The 21,721-nt window shown below is 58.0% G+C and carries 20 protein-coding genes; 4 read left to right on the top strand and 16 right to left on the bottom strand.

Going from position 1 to position 21,721, the window contains the following annotated elements:
- Nucleotides 1-3 precede the first annotated feature (3 nt).
- The 5 genes from LC334_RS23175 to LC334_RS01240 all read right to left on the bottom strand — a co-directional run bounded on the left by LC334_RS23175 (nucleotide 4) and on the right by LC334_RS01240 (nucleotide 5,382).
- Entirely contained in the window at nucleotides 4-507 is a 504-nt protein-coding gene (locus LC334_RS23175) for a division/cell wall cluster transcriptional repressor MraZ (protein WP_085798405.1), read from the bottom strand.
- Nucleotides 508-1,137: 630 nt separating this feature from the next.
- On the bottom strand, nucleotides 1,138-1,917 hold the full coding sequence (locus tag LC334_RS01225) for an IclR family transcriptional regulator (protein WP_085798406.1): 780 nt from the start codon (nucleotides 1,915-1,917) through the stop codon (nucleotides 1,138-1,140).
- A 10-nt stretch (nucleotides 1,918-1,927) separates the two neighbouring features.
- Nucleotides 1,928-3,286 carry a TRAP transporter large permease gene (locus tag LC334_RS01230; protein WP_085798407.1) on the bottom strand — a complete coding sequence of 453 codons (1,359 nt, stop codon included), beginning with the start codon at nucleotides 3,284-3,286 and terminating at the stop codon, nucleotides 1,928-1,930.
- The gene (locus LC334_RS01235; protein WP_085798408.1) at nucleotides 3,286-3,957 is read right to left on the bottom strand and encodes a TRAP transporter small permease; all 672 of its coding nucleotides are present in this window, start codon (nucleotides 3,955-3,957) and stop codon (nucleotides 3,286-3,288) included. Before LC334_RS01235 ends, LC334_RS01230 begins: the two co-directional genes overlap by 1 nt.
- 192 nt (nucleotides 3,958-4,149) lie before the next feature.
- On the bottom strand, nucleotides 4,150-5,382 hold the full coding sequence (locus LC334_RS01240; RefSeq protein ID WP_085798409.1) for a TRAP transporter substrate-binding protein: 1,233 nt from the start codon (nucleotides 5,380-5,382) through the stop codon (nucleotides 4,150-4,152).
- Nucleotides 5,383-5,496: 114 nt separating this feature from the next.
- Here LC334_RS01240 and LC334_RS01245 point away from each other — a divergent pair, with 114 nt between their 5' ends.
- The gene (locus tag LC334_RS01245; protein ID WP_085798410.1) at nucleotides 5,497-7,092 is read left to right on the top strand and encodes a GMC family oxidoreductase; all 1,596 of its coding nucleotides are present in this window, start codon (nucleotides 5,497-5,499) and stop codon (nucleotides 7,090-7,092) included.
- A 1-nt stretch (nucleotide 7,093) separates the two neighbouring features.
- On the opposite strand, the gene LC334_RS01250 is transcribed toward LC334_RS01245, so the two are convergent.
- The 5 genes from LC334_RS01250 to LC334_RS01270 all read right to left on the bottom strand — a co-directional run bounded on the left by LC334_RS01250 (nucleotide 7,094) and on the right by LC334_RS01270 (nucleotide 11,459).
- Nucleotides 7,094-7,606, bottom strand: a complete 513-nt coding sequence (locus LC334_RS01250; protein WP_223412839.1) for a GNAT family N-acetyltransferase — start codon at nucleotides 7,604-7,606, stop codon at nucleotides 7,094-7,096.
- 206 nt (nucleotides 7,607-7,812) lie between these two features.
- Nucleotides 7,813-8,805, bottom strand: coding sequence for an acryloyl-CoA reductase (acuI, locus tag LC334_RS01255; RefSeq protein WP_085798411.1), 993 nt, complete (start codon nucleotides 8,803-8,805; stop codon nucleotides 7,813-7,815).
- 64 nt (nucleotides 8,806-8,869) lie between these two features.
- Nucleotides 8,870-9,973 (bottom strand): dimethylsulfoniopropionate demethylase, encoded by a 1,104-nt coding sequence (locus LC334_RS01260; protein ID WP_085798412.1) that lies wholly within the window; start codon nucleotides 9,971-9,973, stop codon nucleotides 8,870-8,872.
- A 1-nt stretch (nucleotide 9,974) separates the two neighbouring features.
- A complete protein-coding gene (locus tag LC334_RS01265; protein ID WP_085798413.1) occupies nucleotides 9,975-10,679 on the bottom strand; it encodes a DUF1326 domain-containing protein in 705 nt (234 codons plus the stop codon).
- Between the two features lie 3 nt (nucleotides 10,680-10,682).
- A complete protein-coding gene (locus LC334_RS01270) occupies nucleotides 10,683-11,459 on the bottom strand; it encodes a DUF2182 domain-containing protein (RefSeq protein ID WP_085798770.1) in 777 nt (258 codons plus the stop codon).
- Nucleotides 11,460-11,543: 84 nt separating this feature from the next.
- On the opposite strand from LC334_RS01270, the gene LC334_RS01275 reads away from it, so the two are divergent.
- Both LC334_RS01275 and polA read left to right on the top strand, forming a co-directional pair.
- Nucleotides 11,544-12,281, top strand: a complete 738-nt coding sequence (locus tag LC334_RS01275) for a FadR/GntR family transcriptional regulator (RefSeq protein WP_085798414.1) — start codon at nucleotides 11,544-11,546, stop codon at nucleotides 12,279-12,281.
- Between the two features lie 173 nt (nucleotides 12,282-12,454).
- Nucleotides 12,455-15,259, top strand: a complete 2,805-nt coding sequence (gene polA / locus LC334_RS01280) for a DNA polymerase I (RefSeq protein WP_085798771.1) — start codon at nucleotides 12,455-12,457, stop codon at nucleotides 15,257-15,259.
- Between the two features lie 15 nt (nucleotides 15,260-15,274).
- Here the strand turns inward: polA and LC334_RS01285 are convergent, their stop codons facing one another.
- From LC334_RS01285 to LC334_RS01310, 6 genes are all read right to left on the bottom strand, one after another.
- The gene (locus LC334_RS01285; RefSeq protein ID WP_085798415.1) at nucleotides 15,275-15,625 is read right to left on the bottom strand and encodes an H-type lectin domain-containing protein; all 351 of its coding nucleotides are present in this window, start codon (nucleotides 15,623-15,625) and stop codon (nucleotides 15,275-15,277) included.
- Nucleotides 15,626-15,740: 115 nt separating this feature from the next.
- Nucleotides 15,741-16,166 carry a F0F1 ATP synthase subunit epsilon gene (locus tag LC334_RS01290; protein WP_085798416.1) on the bottom strand — a complete coding sequence of 142 codons (426 nt, stop codon included), beginning with the start codon at nucleotides 16,164-16,166 and terminating at the stop codon, nucleotides 15,741-15,743.
- Between the two features lie 53 nt (nucleotides 16,167-16,219).
- Entirely contained in the window at nucleotides 16,220-17,644 is a 1,425-nt protein-coding gene (gene atpD, locus LC334_RS01295) for a F0F1 ATP synthase subunit beta (protein WP_085798417.1), read from the bottom strand.
- Between the two features lie 20 nt (nucleotides 17,645-17,664).
- Nucleotides 17,665-18,540 carry a F0F1 ATP synthase subunit gamma gene (locus LC334_RS01300; RefSeq protein WP_085798418.1) on the bottom strand — a complete coding sequence of 292 codons (876 nt, stop codon included), beginning with the start codon at nucleotides 18,538-18,540 and terminating at the stop codon, nucleotides 17,665-17,667.
- Between the two features lie 18 nt (nucleotides 18,541-18,558).
- On the bottom strand, nucleotides 18,559-20,097 hold the full coding sequence (atpA, locus tag LC334_RS01305) for a F0F1 ATP synthase subunit alpha (RefSeq protein ID WP_085798419.1): 1,539 nt from the start codon (nucleotides 20,095-20,097) through the stop codon (nucleotides 18,559-18,561).
- Nucleotides 20,098-20,658, bottom strand: coding sequence for a F0F1 ATP synthase subunit delta (locus LC334_RS01310; protein ID WP_085798772.1), 561 nt, complete (start codon nucleotides 20,656-20,658; stop codon nucleotides 20,098-20,100).
- Between the two features lie 483 nt (nucleotides 20,659-21,141).
- On the opposite strand from LC334_RS01310, the gene LC334_RS01315 reads away from it, so the two are divergent.
- Nucleotides 21,142-21,708 (top strand): YceI family protein, encoded by a 567-nt coding sequence (locus tag LC334_RS01315; protein ID WP_085798420.1) that lies wholly within the window; start codon nucleotides 21,142-21,144, stop codon nucleotides 21,706-21,708.
- Nucleotides 21,709-21,721 lie beyond the last annotated feature (13 nt).

Here is a 21,721-nt window from a genome sequence, read left to right on the forward strand (position 1 = left end):
CCGTCAGACCTCGTCTGGGAGGTCGATCAGGGTGAGAGGATCGTAATCGTCATCCTGCTCCTCAAGCCACTCATCGGTGTCAGGAGCCTCGGTCGCCTCGAAGGTCTTGCTGTTCCATATCTCGAAATAGTCGCCCATCGCCGCCATCGTGGCCTCGCCTTCCAGCCCAATCTGCTGGCGCAGGCGCTGTGGCAAAACGATGCGCCCGTCCTTATCAATCTCGGTTTCCCAGGATTTCCCGAGGATCAGGCGGCTGGCGCGCTTGCGCTCAGGCGAACCGCGCTTGAGCCTGCGAATACCGGCCTCGATCTCGGCCATGTCCTCGATCGTGTAAGCGTGCAGGCAGTTCTTCAGATGCGGACCGTGCAGAACCACAAGGCGCGGCAGGGGATGATCGGGGCAACGTGGGTCACCATCGGCCAGCACAGCGCGAAAATCGGCAGGGATCGACATCCGACCCTTGCCGTCAACCTTCTGGTTGAACTCGCCTCTGAAGCTGAGAACCACTGTCCCGTCTGCCTCTCTTCACCCCCAATGAACCTCTTAAAAACGAAACGGCGGATTGAGCTGCTGCCACTGCCCAATCCGCCGCCCTCGTCCCGCTATGCGGGGTATGTCCAGCTGCACGCGCCACCTGGGGGGATGTCTGCTCGCCCGCGCGCCGGATCCTTAGTTTCGATGAAAACGGGTGCCTGTATGAAACCTGACTTGGGAGTTTTGGTTCGGGGTTCTTTGTTGCCCCTATGTCTTTCCCGTCCTCATCGTGGCTATAGGAATGACATGGTACTTCATGGAAATCAACAAAAAATTGACCAGAATCACACATCATCTTGTTTTCAGACACCTTGAAAAACAAGATGATGTGGATAAATGCGCACGATAAACACATCTATTGGTGTTAATACCAAAAATACTTACTATATATAGATATTATTTCTCTGGGAGAAACTAGAAATTATTCCCATAAATTCCCGGCTGTTTTTTGATTTTTTGATGAATTGATCGCTCTGCTCGGCAAAATTCTTCGAAAACATCAGGATTTTCAGTGAATTGATTCGTATCACAGAAGGTCAGGTGAGAAAACAAACCGTATTCCCACGTATTCCCGGGATCCTCTCGGAATATCTTCAGGATAAGTTATCCGCGGCTGAGGCTGGACAGTTTTTCCGCGCCAGCTTTGAGCACCGGCAGAGAGGTCAGTAAATCCTCAAGCGAGCGCCGCGGCAAAGGCACATGCACCGAAAGCGTGGCCATCAACCGCCCCTGCCCGTCAATGATCGGCACTGCCATGGCGGTCATGCCCATCATGAATTCTTCATTGTCGATTGAATAGCCACGCTCGCGCGTCAACTCCAACTCACGTCGCAGCGCGATGGGATCTGTGATCGTGCGTTCCGTCATGGCCTCGAAGGGTCCGGCTGAAAGATAACCTTCCAACAGTGCCGGTCTCAGCGAGGAGAGATACATCTTACCACTGGCGGTGCAGTAGAACGGCACCTGCGTGCCGACCGGCAACTGGATCCGCAGCGGCCAGTGGGTCTCGACCCGGTCGATATAGACCATGCCCTCGCGGTCGGGTGCGGCCAGGTTGCAGGTTTCCTCAACCGTTTCGGCCACATCCTTTAGGATCGCCAGTCGCGCGGTGCGCATGTGCTGCGACGACATGGTGTTGACCGCCAGGTCGCGCAGGCGAGGCCCCGGCCCATAGGCGCGGCCATCCAGATCACGCTGAAGAAAGCCCTCGGCCTCGGCGGTCTGAAACAGGCGGTGCACCGTCGGCTTGGGCAGGCCAATGAGCTTACCGATCGCCGCCGGCTTCACCGGCACGCCCGCCCTCGCCACTTCTTCGAGGATCATGAGCAATCTGAGGTTCGTCGGGATTTGCCCCTCTTTTGCATTCAGATCGTCATGCGGCATGAGCAACTTTCTATCTGTTGGGCAACAAGAACAGTGCTAGCTCTGGCGTCAGTGCAACAAGTATCCACACCAAGATCAGCGAACCCAGATACATCGTCGAATAACGCAACAGCCGGAAATAGGGAACACCCGTTACGCCTGATGCGACATAAAGATTCAGGCCATACGGTGGCGTGATAAAACCGATCGACGCACCAACCAGGAAGATCACCGAGAAGTGGATCGGATCAACACCGACTGACGCAGCAATCGGCGCAAGGATCGGTGCCATGATGATCGTCACGGGAAGGCTTTCAAGGATCATGCCTGCCACAAAGACCATTGCCATCGACGTAAACAGCACCGGATAATACCCGCCCATACTGGTCACGAAGCCACCGATTGTCTCCTGAGCACCCAGCAGCGACAGGATCTGCTGCATCACGACCGACACCGCGATCAGGGGCGCGAGAATACCGGTAATCTGCGCAGATCTCACCACGATGGACGGGATCTCGGGCAGAGTGAACCCTTCGACCACGAACATCGAGGAGATTGATTTCTGATCGACCGGCGTGGTCGAATCCGATCCCATGATCTTGTTCAGCGGATAGCTGACGAGGCCGACAATGATACCAAACCCAACGGTAACGCCTGCGGCTTCGGTTGGTGAGAATTTACCGGTGTAGATACCCCAGAGCACCAGCCCGATGGCAAAGAAGCCAAGCCAGGCGCCAATCGCTGTTTTGACAATCCGTGCCGGGCTGATGCTGATCAGAATGCCCCATTTGTTCAGCGTGCACACGACAAAGCAGACCATCATCATCGCGAAAACCATCAACACGCCCGGAATGATACCGGCCAGAAACAACTGCCCGACTTCCAAGTTCATCAGGAAGCCGTAGACAATGAAGATGATCGACGGCGGAATGATGATCCCGACCGTACCACCGGCCGCCGCAGTCGCCGCGGAGAAGCGTTCGTCATAGCCACCCTTAACCATTTCCGGATGCAGCATTGAGCCGATCGTCGCCGTTGTGGCCGAATTCGATCCTGAGATCGCGGCGAAGAGCCCGCAGGCCCCGATGGAGGCCATGGCAAGACCGCCGCGCAGCCAGCCCAGGCAGGCATAGGCGTAATCGGACAATCGTTTGGCGATCCCGGACTTGTTGATCAGGTCACCGGTCAGGATAAAGAGTGGCATCGCCAATAGCGCAAAGCCGTCCTTGAAGACGTTGAGCATCTCGGACCCGGTATTGTCCAGCGTCAGATCGAGGACAAAGCTGCAGCCTACAACCCAGTAGAAGATGATGAGCAGAACGGGGGTGCCAAGCATGAAAAGAAAGGTCACCCCAAGCGAGATAAGTGTGATCCATGTACCGTCGGTCATCAGACATCTCCCCCGATTACGGCTTGATTTATAAGCGGTTTACCAGTGCGGAAGTTCGTCAGGTCCTCGATCGTGTTTTCCAGAACGCGGCCCGCCATCATGATGAAGCAGAGCGGCATGGTCACAAGGAACCACCAGCGCATCACATTATCCGTGCCCAGCACGATGGCGAAGTTGTCATAGGTGTTGACGGTCACGCGCGCTGTGGTGGTGACGACGATGATGCAGAAGATAAACCACAATACGTTGTCCAGCATCAGGCAGGTCAGCTGCCCCGAGCGGCCCATTTTGGTGCGAAATTCATTGAAGCTGAGATGCGTGCGCAGCCTGACGTTATACGAACACCCGTACCAGGCCATGATCATAAACAAGAGCGGCGGGATCGTCGTGGACCAGGGCACCTGCGACGAAAACACAAAGCGCTGGATCACACCGACAAAGATGATCAGAGCGATGATGATATAGGTATAAACGATAACCGCGCGTTCGAAGTTGCGGTCGATCCAGGGCGCTTTCTTATAAAGGAAATACGTCAGAACAGCGCCAATCGCTGTCAAAGGGCCAAAAACGAACCAGGCGGCCTCGGACCGGTATGCCTGAACAACTTTGAAATTAATATCGCCGCTGAGCGTCGCGGTAATGATCGTGACAATGTCTGACCAGATAGACATCAGGCGCCCCTCCCTATGGTGTTCCTACCCGAAACTGCCTGAAGAGCCGCGTCGGATCAAAGAGCTTTCAAAATCTGGATGCCGGTGCTCCCCATTCGGGGGAGGCCCGACAACGAATCCAGAAAACCGAAAGCGGTAAAACAGGCCGGCCCGTGTGAAACGAACCGGCCAATTTTTAATGTCAGGCCGGTATCAGGCTTTCCACCAGCGACGCGGCTCGACGTTCTCTGGCAAGGTATCTTCTTCAATCTCGCGTGCGATATTGTAGATCTCCTGATACGTATCCATGCCACCGGACCAGCCGTTAAGACGTTCGCGCCATTCTTCCCAAAGCTGGGGCTGGAACTCGGGCGAGCACATCTCTTCCGCCTTGCGACGTTCTTCTTTTGACAAGAAGGCGTTGCGCACGTTGTTCTGGGCGAAGATCGTATTCGGCAGCTGCGGATCGGACAGACCAACCGTCTTGACCAGTGCCGCCTCGTTGGCCGCCTGTACGTGGGTCTGTGCCCAGTACGAGCTTTCCATGACAGCATCCTGCAACTCGCCGCCGAGGCTGTCGAACACGCCTGCATTCATCGCCGTATGCTCTGTACCGCAGAAGAAATCGAGATGTACCGACTGGGAAACAACCGGCGACATGTTGGCGTACGCAACCGCAGATGCCCAGGTTTCCGCACCATCGATCAGACCCTGTTTCAGGCCGTCGAGGGTTTCTTCCCAAGCCACAGGAACCGGGTTCAGGTTCAGGGCAGTCATGGCGATTCGCCCCAATTGAGTGCCCGTAACACGGTTCTTGGTGCCAAAGAGTTGCTCAATGCTTGTCACGGTTTCCTTGTCTTCCCAAGCCAGGCCCAGCTGAATTCCGCGCAGTTCTGCGTGCGAGAACAGGAATTTCAGACCGTGGCGCTTTTCATAGGGATCGCGCAGCAGCTCGACGGATTTCGGATGATACAGGAAGTGGTATTGATCTGCCCGGCTCCGGAACATGAACGCATAGTCGAGAACGTTCAGGTAAGGCGCGCCACCGGCAGAGTTCTGCGTGGAGGCAGCATAGATATCGACGATACCCTGTTGCGCCTTTTCAACGCAGGACACCTGACCGCAAATCTGATTATCGCCAATGAATTCAACGCGGATTTCACCGTCAGTGCGGCTTTCCAGGTCACGGGCGAATTCCAGTGCACCAGCGCGCTCGATCAGCAGGTTGCGCGCATTGAAGCCTGCAGCACCGAATTTGAGCGTGTGCTTCGGTTCTTTGGCGAATCGTTTTTCGTAGGTCGATTCAGCGGCACGCGCCAGATTGCCCAGGCTCATCGCGCCGCCAAAGGCACCAGCCGCAAGCAGCGTCGAGCTCATCCCGTACCGCCCTGCCAGCCTGAACACATCGCGCCGTGAGATGTGGTCTAGTTTATTGAATACACTCATTGGGTCCTCCCGTTTAGAGTTTCTCATTGGTTGAGACTTTTAGTTCCAAAAAACACTAGCTTATTTTTTCTAATCTGCATAGAATTATTTTCTACCGCATGGGGAGGACATTTCATGGAAGCTGATTTCATAGTCATCGGCGCAGGTTCGGCCGGGTGCGTTCTGGCCAATCGTCTGAGTGCCGACCCCAAGAACCGTGTCATTCTACTTGAGGCAGGTGGGCGCGACACTAATCCATGGATACACATCCCGGTGGGCTATTTCAAAACCATCCACAATCCGAAGGTGGACTGGTGCTACAAAACCGAACCCGACCCAGGGTTGAACGGGCGCTCCATCGAATGGCCACGCGGCAAGGTGTTAGGCGGATCTTCTTCGCTGAACGGGTTGCTCTATGTTCGGGGTCAGCCACAGGATTACGATCGCTGGCGGCAGATGGGCAACAAGGGCTGGGGATGGGACGATGTCCTGCCCCTGTTCAAACGCGCCGAGGACAACGAACGCGGCGCCGACGCCTATCATGGGCAGGACGGACCGCTATCGGTGTCGAACATGCGCATTCAGCGCCCCATCACGGATGCCTGGGTCGCCGCCGCGCAAGCCGCAGGCTATCCTTTCAACCCGGACTACAATGGCGAAAATCAGGAAGGTGTCGGTTTTTTCCAACTCACCTCAAAGAACGGGCGACGATGCAGTTCGGCGGTGGCCTATCTCAAACCTGTTAAATCGCGCGAAAACCTGCAGATCATTACCCACGCCCAGGTCGATAAAATCGAAATAGAAGGCAATTGCGCAACCGGGGTCAGCTACACCGATCGCAGTGGTGCCCTAAAGACAATCTCCGCTAAGCGGGAGATCATTCTGAGTGGCGGCGCTATCAACTCTCCGCAATTGTTGATGCTTTCCGGCATCGGTGAAGCCGAGCAACTTAACGCACACGGTATCACGATCAAAAAAGAGCTCAGGGGCGTTGGCAAGGGGATGCAGGACCATTTGCAAGCACGACTTGTCTATAAATGCAATGAACCGACGTTGAATGATGAGGTGAGCAGCCTATTCGGGCAAGCTAGGATCGGTCTGAAATACCTGATGTTCCGGTCCGGCCCGATGACGATGGCCGCCAGCCTGGCAACCGGCTTCCTGAAAACCAACGAAGACCAGGAAACGCCAGACATTCAGTTTCATGTGCAGCCGCTCTCTGCGGAAAACCCGGGCAAAGGGGCTGACAAGTTCTCGGCATTCACCATGTCGGTGTGCCAGTTGCGCCCCGAAAGCCGGGGAGAGATCAGGTTGTCAAGCAGCGACCCGAGGACCTATCCCAAAATCATTCCCAATTATCTGTCCACCGAGACCGATTGCCGGACAATTGTTGCCGGCGTCAACATCGCACGGACGATCGCACGACACCCGCCATTGACTACAAAGATCTCAGAAGAGTTTCGCCCTAGCGCCAATCTGGACATGAATGACTATGACGCCACGCTGGATTGGGTGCGCAATAATACCGCCTCGATCTACCACCCAACAGGCACCTGCAAGATGGGCGACGGGCCGGACGCGGTTGTCGACGACAGGCTGCGCGTCCACGGCATCCGCGGGTTGCGCGTCGCGGACTGCTCGATCATGCCGGAAATCGTTTCAGGCAATACCAACGCCCCCGCGATCATGATCGGTGAAAAAGCCAGCGACTTGATCCTTGAGGATCAGTAACTCAAAACTCCAGCCATTTATACATCACCAGCGCGTCAATCAGCCCCATCTTCGGATGATCGAAGGCCGTTGGCAGACGGCCAACCGTGTCAAAGCCCAGCTTGTGCGAAAGATGAACGGCGTGGGTATTGGTCGACAGAACCAGGTTATACTGCATCGCGCGATAGCCCAGTTTGAGCGCCTCGGCCTGCGAATGCTCACACATCCAGGCGGCCAGCCCCTGCCCCCGCGCCGCCTCGGCCACCAGGTAGTCGCAGGTGCACACATGCGCACCGCCGCCCGCGTGATTGGTCTTGATATAGTAGGTCCCCAGGATTTCACCGCCCACCTCGGCCACATAGGTGGCGCGTGGCGACTGCATCCACAGATCAAAGGCCCCATCTCGGCTGATCTGCGGGTCGATGGCATAGGTCTCCCCCGCGCGGATCACGCTCCGCAGGATCGGCCAGATGCCTTCGAAATTCTCGTCCCGCGCCAGGCGTAGCGTAATGTTCCCATTCCCGTAACCGTTCACCGCATCCCCCGAAACTTCCACTTTAGCACCAGAACATATAGTGCGAGAGGTTTGCTCTGGGCCAGAAACAAAAGAGTTTTCAGATCAGATGGTTAAAAACTCTTTGGAACTGTTGCAGCAAGTCTAGATCTGACCCAACCGGAGCCGGAGCACAGAATTTTCGGGGGGGGTGAGCCGGGCCCGTTTCAGGCCCGGCCCCTGCCCTGTCAGGCGTTAACGTCGACGACGACACGACCCTTGACCTGTCCTTTCAGGATATCTGCGCCAAGGCCCGGCAAATCCCCAAGTTTCGCTGGTTGGATCATCGCCTCAAGCTTATCCATCGGCAGGTCGCTGGCGATCCGCTTCCAGGCGCGGACGCGGTTGTCGTAGGGTTGCATCACGCTGTCGATGCCCAGCAGGTTCACCCCGCGCAAGAGGAACGGAATAACCGTGGCGGGCAGGCCAGCGCCGCCTGCCAGACCGACTGCCGAAACCGAGGCACCGTATTTCATCTGCCCGAGCACCCGCGCCAACATGGCACCGCCCACGGCATCGACACAGCCGGACCAAGATTCCGATTCCAGCGGACGTTTTGTGGTCTCGTTGATCTCTTCGCGGGCAACGATCTGCGTGGCGCCCAAGGATTTGAGGTAATCCGCCGTTTCAGGCCGACCGGTCACTCCGGCCACTTCATAGCCCAGATTGGCCAGAATCGCGGTGGCCACGCTGCCGACCCCGCCCGCTGCTCCGGTGACCAGCACCGGTCCATACCCGGGCTCAAGCCCGTGATCTTCAAGCGCCATGACCGCCAGCATCGCGGTAAAGCCCGCCGTGCCCACCGCCATCGCCTCACGGGTATCAAGCCCGTCGGGCAGTGGCACCAGCCAGTCGGCGCGTACATTGGCCTTCTGCGAGTAGCCGCCCCAATGTGCCTCGCCCACGCGCCAGCCGGTCAGCACGACCTTATCGCCAGGGCGGTAGCGATCATCAGACGACGCCTCAACCGTGCCTGCAAAATCAATGCCGGGTACATGCGGATACTTGCGCACCAGCCCACCGCCCGGTCCGATGCACAGGCCGTCCTTGTAGTTGACCGTCGAATATTCGACCGCGACCGTGACCTCACCCTCGGGCAGGTCATCAACGCCTAGTTCTTTCACGGCAGCGCTGGTTTTGCCACTCTCTTCGTCTTTCTCAACAACTAGTGCCTTGAACATCTTGTTTCCTCTCGTCTTTTAAGTTTTCCCTGAAATTACCCAGGCAGGGCATCACGCCCAATAATCAGTTCCAAAATCCGTGCCGCACCCGCGCCTCGCGTGGTCCATCCGGCGTATCGACCTTCAGCGCGCGCCCACCGTTCCAATGGGTTGCGGCCACCATGCCAATGGCAACATTGGTGGCAAAATCCGGAGACCACGTCGCCGATGTGACCTGCCCGACGATCTCGCCATCGGCTCGCAACGGCCACGCTCTGTCACAGGTGGGAACCGCTTTACCTTCAATCTCAAGCGCCCGGATCATCTGCGCACTGCCAGCTTCAAGCTCCTCGCGCATGGCACGACCACCAAAACAGGTGCCAAGTTGGCTCGCGCTGACAAACTTGCCCAGACCACATTCAAGCGGGGAATTATCGCTTGTCATATCGTTACCATAAGACAGCAAGCCACTTTCGATCCGCTCAATCAGGTTTGGCCCCCCCGCCCGCACATCAAGCGGTTTTCCCGCCTCAAAAAGCGCGTGCCAGAGCGGCATGCCACGCTCAGAGCCTTCAACGTAAATCTCAAACCCGCCCTGTTTGGAGTAGCCAGAGCGCGCGATCAGGAAGTCAAAGCCGTTGAATTTAAACCGATCACAGCCGAAGAATGTCAGATCGCGAACCTTGTCGCCAAAGACCTGCGCCATCAAGTCATCCGATTTCGGTCCCTGAACGCCCAAAGGTGAGACATCGGGTTCGCTGACCGTAACATCGAAGCCGTTACACGCGGCGACTGCGTTGACCCACATCAACAGGTCACTATCCGCAATGGAAATCCAATAAGTCTCAGGCCCCGCCTGCACCAATACCGGATCGTTCAGCATGCCGCCACCCTGATCCGTGACCGGAACATACATGCAGCGATTGGGGCTGATTTTACCAAGGTCCCGGGGCGTCAGGAACTGGATCAGACGGAGCGCATCCGGACCCTGCACCTGCACCTGTCGCTCGCACGAAACATCCCAGACCTGCACCGCCTGTTTCAGATGGTGATAATCTTCCTCGACACTGGCGAACATCGTCGGCAGCAGCATGCGGTTATAAACGGTGTAGGCCTTGATACCTTGCGCTTCCACACCTTCGGAAAAAGGCGTGCGGCGCACCCGGCGCGATGGCGAAAGCAGTGCCATTTTACTTTGGACCTTTCCAATCGATCGGGCAGATCTCGGCCGATTTGCCGCCGAAATCCCAGACCCGGCCATAGTCGCGCACCTTGGATTTCAGGCCCTTCGCGGCAATGATATCCGGCCCCATCCAGTATTTGGAATTCGTCACCATCACCGGATGATCGGGGCTGAGCCCGTCGATCATCTCGATCTCGCCCGCAATCTTGCGGCCGATATAGATGCCGCGCTTCTTGCCGTCGCGCACGATCTCGACCTTTTGGCGTTCGGCACCGATGATTTCGGAAACCAGCATGGTGAAAAGCCCGGTGGTGCCACCCGCCTGGCCCGAGAAGATTTGTAGGATACCATTATAGGCTTTACCGCTGGCCCGCTCGTCAACATAGGCTGCAACACGCCAGTTGCCCTCGCCCATGCGACCCGGAATATCGACCAGAAGCCCGACGTTGAGACCAGACAGGTCCTCGCCCTCGAAATGTCCCTCGTCGATGGCAATGGCCATCCAGGCGTGGCAATGGCCTTCCGTGGGTGGATGATTACCAAGGCTGACAACACAGGGGCAGAAGACCGTGCAGGAGCAATTCAGGAAAAGCTCACCCTTGATGGCCCACTCGGTCGGCGACATCTTGCGCCGCTTCGGGTTCGGCATCCGGTTGTCGATCCGTTGGGATACCGGCAGTTTGTCGGCATCCGGCTTGCGTTTGATCGCCATTGATTATCCTCCATTTGCAAGCGGCAGGGCCAGCACGGCCAGACCGCTGAATATCAGCGCCACACCCATCGGTCTTGTCACCGCGTGACCGATCTGTGGCAGTTTTTCGAGCACCATGAAGAGCGTCGCGAGGCCCATCCACAAAAGGCTCATTACCCCGCCCACGAAACCAAGCGCCATGAAGCCCCAGCAGCAGCCGACACAAAACGCACCCAGCCCCAGCCCCATACGCAACCCGCCCGCGAACCCGGCGCGCCAATGGCCCAGGAAATACATCATCGGGCTGTGGCAGACGCCGTGACAGATTTCTTTGGCGCGGGTGAACTGAAACGCACCTACCGCCAGCAACAGCAGGCCAGCAAAGACAGGTGATGTCGCGATGCCCAGCATGTCAACAACACCGCCGAAAAGCAGCGCCAGTTGCACACCGGTGATCAGGGCGGCAAAACCCACCCAGGTGATGAAATAGCCCAGCAAAACGCCCAGCCAGCCCGCGCGGCTGCCATTGGCGCTGGTCATCAGATCTTCATAGCTGCGCAGTGTCGGCACCAGCGTCGGCAGCATCATCGCCGCCATCATGATCGCCCACATCGCAAAAAGAGGCCCGAAATGCGCCATCGGCATATACATGTCCATGCGCGGGTCCATCTGGCGCATGGCTTGCCCTGCCGCCCCCGGACGACCCAGCATATCCAGATCCATCCCCACCGCCATCGCATACATCACCCACCATGCCGCCAGAATCGTGGCGAAGAAGCCAAGCCACAGCAGGCTTCGCATCGGTGTTTGAAGGATGGCTTTCACCGGGTTGATCTCCGACTCAGTACTTGCTTTTAAAATGTCAGACATTTAAATGTAAGACAAATGAAAATTGATCCAGATAACAAAGCTGATCTGTCGGCACAGATCGCACAGGCCATCCGCGATGCCATCGTCAGCGGCGATATGATCGTGGACGAACGACTGCCCTCCGAGGCCGAGCTGGCCGATCAGTTCCAGGTCTCGCGCCCCACCGTGCGCGAGGCATTAAAACGGCTGGCGGCGCAATCACTGATCCGCACACAGCGTGGAGCCTTTGGCGGCGCCTTCGTGAACCGGCTGAGTTACGAAGAGGCATATGGCCAGCAAATCACCACCGCGACGCTGCTGCTCAGCATGAATGCGGTCAGTTTCGACGTGGCCTGTGAGGCGCGCTATGCGCTTGAACGCGCCTGCACCCCTTTGGCGGCCGAGCGGCGAACACCCGATCATCTGGCAACGATGCGGGCCGAGATTCACCGTCAGGGCCAGCCCGGCCTCAGCGACGAGTCGTTCTGCGCCTCGGACGTGACCTTTCACCGCGCGCTGGTCGATGCCGCGGGCAACCCGGTGTTGTCTTACCAACTGGCGGGCGCGGTCGAGGCGATGCAACCGCTGATGAACATGATCACCTTCACCGCCCGGTCGCGCGAAGAAATTGTGCGCCTTCACACCTGTATCGCCGAAGCAATCGAGGCGATGGACGCCCGCGCTGCTGAGACTGCGCTGCAAGAGCTAAAAGCCTATACGCTGACCCTCGCCCGTGACGTGATGGCCGCCCGGCAAAAGACACGCGCAACATAAGAACTGCTCTTGGGGCCGATCCCTGCCAATCCTGCATCCCGGGCGCTATCTTTATATCCACTGCGCTGATTCAGCCGCCTCTCCTGTCAACTCCTGCCATGATCCGGCTGGCACCCCGTCTCACTTCGTGGCAATACCGGAACAATAAACACCAACCGGGCGGGGGCGCGATCATGGACACACAATTCGGCAAAGGGTGTCACCTGCACCTGATCGACGGCTCGGCCTTTATCTTCCGCGCCTATCACGCCTTGCCGCCGCTGACGCGCAAATCCGACGGGCTGCCCATCGGCGCGGTCAGCGGTTTCTGCAACATGCTGCAGAAATACGTGCAGGATAATGCCGGCCCCGATGCGCCCACCCATGTGGCCGTGATCTTTGACAAGGGCAGCCACACATTCCGCAATGATCTCTACCCCGAATACAAAGCCAACCGCGAGGCGATGCCCGAAGACCTGCGCCCGCAGATCCCGCTGACCCGCACCGCCACTGAAGCCTTCAACATCGCCTGCAAGGAAATCGAAGGGTTCGAGGCCGACGACATCATCGCCACGCTCTCGGTGCAGGCCCGCGACGCGGGCGGGCGCGTGACTATCATCAGCAGCGACAAGGACCTGATGCAGTTGGTCGGCGGCGGGGTCGAGATGCTGGATGCGATGAAGAACAAGCGCATCGACGTGGAGGGCGTCGAGGAGAAATTCGGCGTCGGGCCTGATCGGGTGGTCGATGTACAGGCGCTGGCGGGGGATTCCGTCGATAACGTCCCCGGCGCGCCGGGCATTGGCATCAAGACCGCCGCGTTGCTGATCAACGAATTCGGCGATCTGGAAACGCTGCTGGACCGCGCGGGCGAAATCAAACAGCCCAAGCGCCGCGAAACCCTGATCGAAAAGCGCGACCAGATCGAACTGTCGAAGAAGCTCGTGCAGCTGGACCTGAACACGCCGCTGGATTTCACCCTTGACGACCTTGAGGTCAGGAATCCCGAGCCTGACACGCTGCTGGGTTTCCTGGCCGAAATGGAGTTCCGCACGCTCAGCAAACGCATCGCCGACGCGCTTGGGGCGGAACCCCCGGTGATCGAAGACACCCCTGCCCCGTCCGAGGACAGCGCCGCGCCCGAATGGCCCGCCATCGACCCCGAGAGATATGAACGGGTCAGCGATATGACGGCGTTGCAAAAATGGATCGACCGGATCACCTATGTCGGCTACGTGGCCGTGGATACCGAAACCACCTCGCTCAATGAAATGCAGGCCGAACTGGTAGGCATCTGCCTCAGCGTTGATCCCGGCGAGGCCTGCTATATCCCCCTCATCCACAAAGAAGGTGAAAGCAGCGGCGATCTTTTTGCCACCGATACGCTGGCCGAGGGGCAGCTCGGAACCGACGAAGTGCTGGAAGCGCTCAAATCGGTGCTGGAGGATGACGCGATCCTCAAGATCGGCCAGAATATGAAATACGACGCCAAGATCTTCGCCCGTTACGGGGTGCGGATCGCGCCGATCGACGACACGATGCTGATGTCCTACGCGCTTAATGCGGGCATCCATAACCACGGCATGGATGCGTTGTCGGAACGTTATCTCAGCCACTCGCCCATTCCGATCAAATCCCTTCTAGGCACCGGTAAATCCGCCATCACCTTTGACCGTGTTCCCGTTGACGACGCGGTAAAATATGCCGCCGAGGATGCCGACATCACCCTGCGACTCTGGCATATCTTCAAGCCGCAACTGCACCGCGAAAAAGTCACCACCGTCTACGAAAGCCTCGAACGCCCGCTGGTACCGGTGCTGAGCCAGATGGAGATGCATGGCATCAAGGTGGACCGCGAAGTTCTAAGCCGCATGTCCAACGCCTTTGCCCAGAAGATGGCCGGGCTTGAGGCGGAAATTCACGAACTCGCCGGTCGGAGCTTCAATGTCGGTTCTCCGAAGCAGCTTGGCGAAATCCTGTTTGATGAAATGGGCATTGAAGGCGGCAAGAAGGGCAAGACCGGCGCCTATGCCACCGGGGCGGATGTGCTCGAAGATCTGGCCACCGAACATGACCTGCCCGCCCGCGTGCTGGACTGGCGGCAGCTTTCAAAGCTCAAATCCACCTATACCGACGCGCTGCAAGACCATATCGACCCTGATACCACCCGTGTACACACGTCCTACGTTCAAACCGGTGCCAGCACCGGGAGGCTGGCATCGACCGATCCCAACCTGCAGAACATCCCAGTACGTACTGAAGAAGGCCGTCGCATCCGCGAGGCATTCATCGCCACACCCGGCAACACTCTTCTGTCGCTCGACTATTCCCAGATCGAGCTGCGCATCCTGGCCCATGTGGCCGACATACCGGCGCTGAAACAGGCCTTTGCCGACGGGCTCGACATTCATGCCATGACCGCCAGCGAAATGTTCGACGTGCCGCTAGATGAGATGACCCCCGAAGTGCGCCGCCGCGCCAAGGCGATCAATTTCGGCGTGATCTACGGCATTTCGGGCTTTGGTCTGGCGCGCAACCTGCGCATCCCCCGCTCCGAGGCGCAGGGCTTTATCGACCGCTATTTCGAACGTTTCCCGGGCATTCGCACCTATATGGATGACACAGTGAAATTCGCCAAGGAACACGGGCATGTCCAGACCCTCTTTGGCCGCAAGATCCACACCCCCGAGATCAACGCCAAGGGCCCCCATGCCGGGTTCGCCAAGCGCGCCGCGATCAACGCGCCGATTCAGGGCACCGCCGCCGACATTATCCGCCGGGCGATGATCCGGATGCCGGATGCCATCAAGGGCCTCCCCTGCAAGATGCTGCTGCAGGTACATGACGAATTGCTGTTCGAGGCTGAAGAAGCCGCCGCCGAGGATGTAATAAAAGCCGCCCGCACGGTCATGGAGGGCGCCGCCGACCCGGCTGTGCATCTGGACGTGCCGCTGATCGTCGATGCCGGTCAGGGCATGAATTGGGCCGAGGCGCACTAACCCCGTTTCGATACGTTAGTAGAGCTGCCAGTCGTCGTCATGCGCCACCGCGCCGATTGCCATCCAGCGGCCACGGGCGCGGGCAATGCGACTGTCGCCCCAGGTGCGAAACACCATGTCAAAGCCGTCAGCGGTGACATTTTCGGCTGAGATGTCGGCACGCGCATTTGTAGCGCTGTCCATATCCCACATCGACAAGGCTACATGCACAACCGGTGTGGATTTGAACGGTTCGCGGAATGTCACGGCATGTCGGCGTTCGCGGGGTCCGTGGCCCGTCCACATCTCACCACCATCCTCGTAATCCGAGAACAGTATTTCTTCGCCCTGATCGACGCCAAGCGCCTGTTTCAAAAACTTTTTCATCACTTACACACAAACAAGTTGCGGTTGTCCCTACTACGACTTTTGGACGAAATTGCGAAAGAAAAAAGAAAAAAGGGGCCCAAAAGACCCCTGTTCCCGTGGTTATGTGAGGGGATTAGTCGGCGGTCAGACCGATTTCGCCACCCATCGCGACCATGTCTGCCAGCAGCTTGGCGGCGTCGTCCACCGGGCCAGGCTCGTTGACAAAGGTTTCCTGCGCCTTCGAGAGTTTCTCTTTGGCGTCATTGATCATCGATTTAAATTCGTCCTGGGTCATGTCGCCGCGCGGCACAGCACGTTCGGCCAGAACCGAGATGCCGCCGGGGCTGATCTCGGCAAAGCCGCCGGTCACGACATATTCCGCCTCGCCTTCGTTGCTGGTTACTTTCAGCACACCGGGACGTAAAGTGGTGATCAGGGGTGCGTGATCCGGCAACGCCGTCATGTCACCCTCAGCCCCCGGGATCTGCACTTCCTTGGCATCGACCGAGGCCAGCAGACGCTCGGGCGAAACCAGATCGAATTGCACTGTGTCAGCCATCTATCGGCCTCCGTATTGGATGTGCGGTGGGGCGATAAAACCCCACCCTACGCTTAGGCGGCTTCAGCAGCCATTTTCTCGGCTTTGGCGACAACCTCGTCGATGCCGCCTACCATGTAGAAGGCGCCTTCGGGCAGGTGATCGTATTCGCCGGCAACCACGGCCTTGAAGGACGCAATGGTTTCTGCCAGTGGCACCTGAACGCCGTCGGACCCGGTGAACACCTTGGCCACGTCGAAGGGCTGGCTGAGGAAGCGCTGGATCTTCCGGGCGCGGGCCACGGTCAGCTTGTCCTCTTCGCTGAGTTCGTCCATGCCGAGGATCGCGATGATGTCCTGCAGCGACTTGTAGCGTTGCAGAATGCCCTGAACGTCACGCGCCACTTGGTAGTGTTCCTCGCCCACTACCGCCGGGTCCATCAGACGCGAGGTTGAATCGAGCGGGTCCACCGCCGGGTAGATGCCCAGTTCCGAGATCGCACGCGACAGAACGGTTGTTGCATCGAGGTGCGCGAACGAGGTCGCAGGTGCAGGGTCGGTAAGGTCGTCCGCAGGCACGTAAACCGCTTGCACCGAGGTGATCGAACCAGCCTTGGTCGAGGTGATGCGTTCCTGCATCGCACCCATGTCGGTCGCCAGCGTCGGCTGGTAGCCCACAGCGGAAGGAATACGACCCAGCAGGGCCGAAACCTCGGAACCGGCTTGGGTAAAGCGGAAGATGTTATCGACGAAAAAGAGAACGTCGGTTCCGGACTGATCGCGGAACTGCTCGGCCAGGGTCAGACCGCTGAGGGCAACCCGCATACGCGCTCCGGGAGGTTCGTTCATCTGACCGTAAACCAGAGCAACCTGGCTTTCTTCCAGATTGTCAGGGTTGATCACGTTGGATTCGATCATCTCGTGGTAAAGGTCGTTACCTTCACGGGTCCGCTCGCCGACACCGGCGAAAACCGAGAAGCCCGAGTGCACTTTGGCGATGTTGTTGATCAGTTCCATGATCAGAACCGTCTTGCCCACACCCGCACCACCAAAGAGGCCGATCTTGCCGCCCTTGGCGTAAGGCGCCAGCAGGTCAACCACTTTGATTCCAGTCTCAAGCACCACGGATTCAGTCGACTGTTCCGAAAATGCCGGCGCTTCCTGATGGATCGCGCGGTATTCCTTGGCCTTGACCGGGCCTTTTTCGTCCACCGGCTCGCCGATGACGTTCAGGATGCGGCCCAGCGTGGCGTTCCCCACAGGCATCTGGATCGGTTTGCCACTGTCGGTGACTTCCTGACCGCGGACCAGACCTTCGGTCGCATCCATCGCGATCGTGCGTACGGTGTTTTCGCCAAGGTGCTGTGCCACTTCCAGGACCAGCGCCTTGCCGTTGTTGTCGGTTGTCAGCGAGTTCAAAATCTCGGGCAGGTGATCGTCGAACTGAACGTCCACCACGGCGCCGATGACCTGGGTCACTTTGCCTTTTGCGTTTGCCATTTTTAGTCTCCGGTTCTTCTCTAGAGCGCTTCCGCGCCCGAAATGATTTCAATAAGCTCGTTGGTGATCACGGCCTGACGTGAGCGGTTGAACTGGATCGTCAGCTTGTCGATCATCTCGCCCGCGTTGCGTGTCGCGTTGTCCATCGCGGACATCCGTGCACCTTGTTCTGACGCACCGTTTTCCAGCAGCGCGCTGAAGATCGCCGTGGCCACACCGCGCGGCAGCAGATCCGACAGGATCGCCTGCTCGTCAGGCTCGAAGTCGTAGAACGAGCTGTCGTCGTCCCCTTCCGTGACCTCGAAAGTGGCGGGGATCACCTGCTGCATCGTCGGGATCTGACTGACGACGTTCTCGAACTTCGAATAGAAGATCTTGGCCACGTCAAATTCACCCGCCTCGAACCGGTCGAGAATGCCAGCGGCGATCGACTGCGCGTCACCATAGCCCACATTTTTGACCTCAGTCAGATCAACATGGTGGATAAAGAGATTGCCCACGTCGCGTTTGATCGCGTCGCGGCCTTTCTTGCCCACGGTAATGATCTTGACGGTCTTGCCCTCGGCCTGCAGCTTTTGCGCCTCGGCGCGCGCAAGCTTGGCAATGTTGCCATTGAATCCGCCACAAAGGCCGCGTTCAGCGGTCATCACAACCAGCAGTTGGGTCTGATCGCTGCCCGTACCGCTCAGCAGCTTGGGGGCGTTGTCAGACGACCCGACCGACGACGCCAGTTTTGCCATCACGGCATTGAACCGTTCGGCATAAGGGCGCGACATCTCGGCTTTTTCCTGCGCGCGGCGAAGCTTCGCCGCGGCAACCATCTGCATGGCCTTGGTGATCTTGCGGGTCGATTTGACCGACTCGATCCGTGTTTTAAGGTCCTTTAGACTTGGCATGTGCCCTCGTCCTTTCCCTTAAGCGAAGTCGGCTGCGAATTCGTCCAGCGCGGCCTTGATCTGATCTTCGGCCTCGCCTTTGATCTTCGGATCTTCTTTGGTGATCATGTCCAGCAGCTTCTGATGCTTGCCACGCAGATGCGCCAGCAGACCTTCCTCGAAGCGGCCAACCTGCTTGACGTCGATCTTGTCGAGATAGCCTTTGGTCCCGGCGTAGATCATGCAGACGATCTCGGCGTTGGTCAGCGGCGAATATTGCGGCTGTTTCATCAGCTCGGTCAGACGGGCACCACGCGCCAGCAGCTGCTGGGTGGCGGCGTCAAGGTCGGAACCGAACTGCGCAAAGGCCGCCATTTCGCGATACTGAGCCAGTGACAGTTTGACCGGACCAGCGACGGATTTCATCGCGTTGGTCTGGGCCGACGATCCAACACGGGAAACGCTGAGACCGGTGTTCACCGCCGGGCGGATACCCTGGTAGAACAGTTCCGTTTCAAGGAAGATCTGACCGTCTGTAATCGAGATCACGTTGGTCGGAATAAAGGCCGAAACGTCGCCGCCCTGGGTTTCAATGATCGGCAGCGCGGTCAGCGAACCGGCGCCATTATCTTCGTTCAGCTTGGCCGAACGCTCCAGCAGGCGGGAGTGCAGGTAGAAAACGTCGCCCGGATAGGCTTCACGTCCGGGCGGACGACGCAGCAGCAGCGACATCTGACGATAGGACACGGCCTGTTTCGAAAGGTCATCATAGACGATCAGCGCGTGGCGGCCATTATCGCGGAAGTGCTCGGCAATGGCGGTGGCCGAATAAGGCGCGAGGAACTGCATCGGCGCGGGGTCCGAGGCGGTCGCAGCCACAACGATCGAATATTCCATCGATCCGGCTTCTTCCAGCTTCTTCACCAGCTGAGCCACGGTCGAACGTTTCTGGCCCACGGCCACGTAGACGCAGTAAAGCTTCTTCGACTCGTCTTCGCCAGCGGCATCGTTGTAGGATTTCTGGTTCAGCATGGTGTCGAGAGCAACAGCCGTTTTACCGGTCTGACGGTCACCGATGATCAGCTCGCGCTGACCCCGGCCAATCGGGATCATCGCGTCAACCGATTTCAAACCTGTCGCCATCGGCTCGTGAACCGATTTACGCGGGATGATGCCCGGCGCCTTGACGTCGGCCAGACCGCGTTTCTTGGTCTTGATCGGGCCCTTGCCGTCCAGCGGGTTGCCCAGAGCGTCAACAACACGACCCAGCAGTTCGTCCCCGATCGGCACGTCCACGATCGACTTGGTCCGCTTGACGGTGTCACCTTCTTTAATGTCCCGGTCGGAACCGAAGATAACCACACCAACGTTGTCGCTTTCGAGGTTCAACGCCATGCCCATGATCGAGCCGGGGAATTCCACCAACTCACCGGCCTGAACATTGTCCAGCCCGTGTACACGCGCGATACCGTCACCAACGGACAGCACACGACCAACTTCAGTTACTTCGGCTTCTTCACCAAAGTTTTTGATCTGGTCCTTCAGGATCGCAGAAATCTCTGCTGCTTGGATACCCATTTATCCGACCTCTTTCATTGCATTCTGGAGGGAATTGAGGCGCGAGCGGATCGACGTGTCGATCATTTTCGAACCCACCTTAACGACAAGACCGCCGATGAGACTTTCATCAACGGTCGCATTGATCTTTATCGACTTGCCCATGCGGGTCTTCAGCGTTTTCGCCAGCTTGTCTGACTGGGCCTTGGTCAACGCCTTGGCACTGGTCACATCTGCGGTCATCTCGCCTTTGTCTTCGGCAATCATCGCCTGCAATTGCGCGACAAGCTGCGGCAGCACGAACAGGCGGCGTTTTTCGGCCATCAGGCCAAGGCCATTCTGCAATACGCTCTCGAGACCCATCTGCTTGCCAATCGCGGCAATCGCGGCGCCCTGATCCGCCCGCGAAACGACGGGGCTGCTAATGAGATCGCGCAGATCGGCACTATCGGCCAGCGCTGCGTCGAGATCGCTGATGTTTTCTTCGAGTTTCTTGAGGGACTTGCCCTCTTTCGAAATCTCAAAGATAGCTGTGGCATAGCGTGCGGCAATGCCGGAAGAAATCGAAGCTGGTTCGGACACGTCCACCCTTCCGATAATCTGGCCCCGGTTGTCGGGCGGCACATAAGCCGCCTCCGGGGGCGTTTCCCGACGATGGTTTTCTTACAAAACATCGAAATTCGGCGTGGGTGTAACAGAGGTGTGCGCACCTCGCAAGCCAGTTAGATTAACCAATGGAAATGCGAAATTTGTTTGTTTTCAATTACTTGATAAACATGCGACCGTTTGCATCATTTTAAGCGGTGTAATTATCGACCTGAATCTCACGTTTTGTGCGATTCCTTGGCGTGATCGCCGTCACATTTCGTGAAGTGCTGTTGCCGCTAACAGCATGCGTCCGTTCGAAGCTGGCGGATTTTCAGCCGAACCCGGCATGTCGGGGCCACACATCATCGCGGTCTGTCGCGACCATCAACGTCAGGCTGACCAACCAGATAGTGGTTTCTGACGTAAACGTGACCGCACTTTCGCTTTACTGCCAGAAAACCAACCTATCATTGCTGCATGCTGCGCACCCTGATCCTCATCTTCGCTCTCTTCGCCCTGCCCTTGCACGCGGGCCCCGAGAATTATCGGCTGGACGTTGCCCGTTCGAGCGTGAATTTCAACTACCTTCTGGATGGGGTCGAGAAATCGGGTTCAATGCCGGTCACCTCTGCCGATCTGCTGATTGACCTCGACAATGTACCCACGAGCCGCGTTCTGGTTACGCTGAACGCCCGGGCTGCGCGCGCCGGGTTCATATTCGCGACCGAAGCGATGAAAAGCCGCTCAGTTCTGGATACGGCCCGCTTTCCCGAAATCCATTTCCGCTCCACTCGCATACGCGGAACCCTGCGCGACGCGACCGTGGAGGGCAATTTGACCGTCCGAGGTGTAACGCGCCCCGTCACCCTCGATGCACGCCTCTTCCGTCAACGCGGTACGGCGGTGACCGATCGCTCGAATTTGCTGATAGAACTTACCGGAAGCATCAATCGCGCGAGTTTCGGGGCGGATGGCTACAAGGCGCTTGTCGGCGACCACATCAAACTTCGTATCGTTGCTCGGATCATGAAAGATATCCGCTAAAACGACAGGCCGA

Origin of the sequence: Roseovarius aestuarii (genome assembly GCF_019966515.1) — a bacterium.
In the GTDB taxonomy this organism is placed as follows: Bacteria; Pseudomonadota; Alphaproteobacteria; order Rhodobacterales; family Rhodobacteraceae; genus Roseovarius; species Roseovarius aestuarii.

What these genes read in the sequence shown, in the direction of transcription:
- LC334_RS01245 (WP_085798410.1), top strand. Translation starts at nt 5,497, where the DNA reads ATGGAAGCTGATTTCATAGTCATCGGCGCAGGTTCGGCCGGGTGCGTT.
- LC334_RS01260 (WP_085798412.1), bottom strand. Translation starts at nt 9,973, where the DNA reads ATGGCACTGCTTTCGCCATCGCGCCGGGTGCGCCGCACGCCTTTTTCC.
- LC334_RS01270 (WP_085798770.1), bottom strand. Translation starts at nt 11,459, where the DNA reads ATGCGAAGCCTGCTGTGGCTTGGCTTCTTCGCCACGATTCTGGCGGCA.
- LC334_RS01300 (WP_085798418.1), bottom strand. Translation starts at nt 18,540, where the DNA reads ATGCCAAGTCTAAAGGACCTTAAAACACGGATCGAGTCGGTCAAATCG.
- LC334_RS01315 (WP_085798420.1), top strand. Translation starts at nt 21,142, where the DNA reads ATGCTGCGCACCCTGATCCTCATCTTCGCTCTCTTCGCCCTGCCCTTG.
- atpA (WP_085798419.1), bottom strand. Translation starts at nt 20,097, where the DNA reads ATGGGTATCCAAGCAGCAGAGATTTCTGCGATCCTGAAGGACCAGATC.
- LC334_RS01240 (WP_085798409.1), bottom strand. Translation starts at nt 5,382, where the DNA reads ATGAGTGTATTCAATAAACTAGACCACATCTCACGGCGCGATGTGTTC.
- LC334_RS01230 (WP_085798407.1), bottom strand. Translation starts at nt 3,286, where the DNA reads ATGACCGACGGTACATGGATCACACTTATCTCGCTTGGGGTGACCTTT.
- LC334_RS01275 (WP_085798414.1), top strand. Translation starts at nt 11,544, where the DNA reads ATGAAAATTGATCCAGATAACAAAGCTGATCTGTCGGCACAGATCGCA.
- LC334_RS01235 (WP_085798408.1), bottom strand. Translation starts at nt 3,957, where the DNA reads ATGTCTATCTGGTCAGACATTGTCACGATCATTACCGCGACGCTCAGC.
- LC334_RS01265 (WP_085798413.1), bottom strand. Translation starts at nt 10,679, where the DNA reads ATGGCGATCAAACGCAAGCCGGATGCCGACAAACTGCCGGTATCCCAA.
- polA (WP_085798771.1), top strand. Translation starts at nt 12,455, where the DNA reads ATGGACACACAATTCGGCAAAGGGTGTCACCTGCACCTGATCGACGGC.
- LC334_RS01285 (WP_085798415.1), bottom strand. Translation starts at nt 15,625, where the DNA reads ATGAAAAAGTTTTTGAAACAGGCGCTTGGCGTCGATCAGGGCGAAGAA.
- acuI (WP_085798411.1), bottom strand. Translation starts at nt 8,805, where the DNA reads ATGTTCAAGGCACTAGTTGTTGAGAAAGACGAAGAGAGTGGCAAAACC.
- atpD (WP_085798417.1), bottom strand. Translation starts at nt 17,644, where the DNA reads ATGGCAAACGCAAAAGGCAAAGTGACCCAGGTCATCGGCGCCGTGGTG.
- LC334_RS01290 (WP_085798416.1), bottom strand. Translation starts at nt 16,166, where the DNA reads ATGGCTGACACAGTGCAATTCGATCTGGTTTCGCCCGAGCGTCTGCTG.
- LC334_RS01225 (WP_085798406.1), bottom strand. Translation starts at nt 1,917, where the DNA reads ATGCCGCATGACGATCTGAATGCAAAAGAGGGGCAAATCCCGACGAAC.